Here is a 1857-nt window from a genome sequence, read left to right as displayed (position 1 = left end):
ATTTTTTTATAATCATAACATTTATGGTTAGAATACAGCAGTGTAATAATGAAAACAGTGAAAGGAGATTTCACAATGAGCGAGCTAGTGGCTGAACAGCTTGAACGGGTTGATGAGATTCCAGTTATTTTTCATATACTTATTAAAATGGGGATTGCGGAACGGATTGATCGGTTCTGGCCAGCGCATGGAAACTGGAAAGGACTGAGCTATGGTCAACTGGCCGTGTTGTTTATCACTTATGTAATACACTCTTTAAATCACCGGCTATCGGGAATGGAGGTTTGGGTAGCGAAACGTCAACATCTTCTCGAACAGTTGACGGGTTGGACGCTGACGCCGAAAGATGCGACTGATGATCGGCTAGGGATTTTAACGCAAGTATTAGGTAGTGATCCAGAGCAGCAAGTTGCTTATCAAGTTGAACAGGGAAAATATCTGATTCAAGCCTATGAATTACCCACGGAGGTTGCTCGTTATGATACGACCTCATTCAATGTTTACCATGCCTCTGACGAATTAGAGGGTGATGGAATTTTGGTTTTTGGACATAGTAAAGACCGACGCCCTGACTTACTGCAGTTCAAACAGGGGTTAGGCACACTGGATCCGGCTGGAGTACCACTATTAACGATGACCTTGAAAGGAAGTGCGGCAGATGATCGGGAGTATTTTCCGGCTTGGCAACAAATGAGGGAAACGATCGGCCATTCTAATTTTCTGTTTGTAGGCGATTGTAAAATGAGGTCATTGGAAACACGCTTAAAAATTGCAGGAGAAAATGGATTTTATTGATGTCCTTTACCGATGACGGGACACGTCCCCAATCAACTGGAAAGTTGGGTTAATAATTTGCCGAAAACGCTTGAAAAGATTCAGTTAGAGGGTAAAAAGAAGGGCGAGTTAAGAACAATAGGACAAGGTTTTGAAGTCGATAAAAGCATGATAGGGCAAGATGAAAACGGCGAATTTCAGTGGTCAGAAAGGTGGTTAGTGATTCGCAGTGAATGTCATGCAAAAAAGCAACAAGCAGGGTTCTTAAAACGTTTAGAGAATGCCGAAAAAGCGACCCAATGTTCGATAGCGCAGGGGAAGGAAAGCGCAGGGGAATGGGAGATGCGATTACGAAATAACATAGAAGAACAAGGACTTAGTAAATTTTTGACGGTAGAGGTACATGAGAAGATCTACCAGGAGAAGCACTATGCAAAGCGGGGACGGCCGACCGCGAAGACCCCGTATTATTTAGAAACCATTGTAGAAATGTCCTGCCGTGTTGATCGCCAAGAGGCGGCGATTGAAGCCCACCAACAACTGATGGGCTGGCGGATTTATGTGACCAATACCGCCAAGACTCGTATGACTTTGACACAAAGTGTTCGGTATTACCGGGACGAGTACACAGTAGAACGAGGTTTTCACCGTTTTAAGCAGGGTTCATTACCGATTTTACCTTTATTTCTGCGGATTGATGAACGCATTAGGGGCTTAGTATTTTTACTATTTATTGCGTTACAGGTATTAACACTTATTGAGTTTATTGTACGCCGGGAGTTAGCAAAAACGGATGAAAATCTAGCGGGATTAGTCCCAGGAAATCCCAAGAATGTGCAGACCCAACCGACCGCTGAACGGTTATTAGCTGCCTTTAAAGAATTAAACCTCTTTATTCAAAGACAGGGTGATGACATCGTTGGACACTTAGTCGAAAAATTGAGTCCTTTGCAAGAGAAGATTTTGAGTCTCTTGAACATTCCAAAAGAGATTTATAATTTATCTTTCATTAAAGTTCGAACTGATGGGGAAGTCGATCGAGTTGAAACCAATTTCGATCTAGCCATAGCGGCTTGACGAAAT

Annotated in this window: 1 pseudogene; it reads left to right on the top strand. The window is 42.8% G+C overall.

Annotated features, from left to right (window positions below):
• Positions 1-48: 48 nt before the first annotated feature.
• Positions 49-1851 (top strand): annotated as a pseudogene (locus BN874_RS26330) (IS1634 family transposase).
• The last annotated feature ends 6 nt before the right edge of the window (positions 1852-1857 follow it).

Origin of the sequence: Candidatus Contendobacter odensis Run_B_J11 (genome assembly GCF_000531125.1) — a bacterium.
In the GTDB taxonomy this organism is placed as follows: Bacteria; Pseudomonadota; Gammaproteobacteria; order Competibacterales; family Competibacteraceae; genus Contendibacter; species Contendibacter odensensis.
This window is presented reverse-complemented; position numbering and strand designations above follow the sequence as displayed.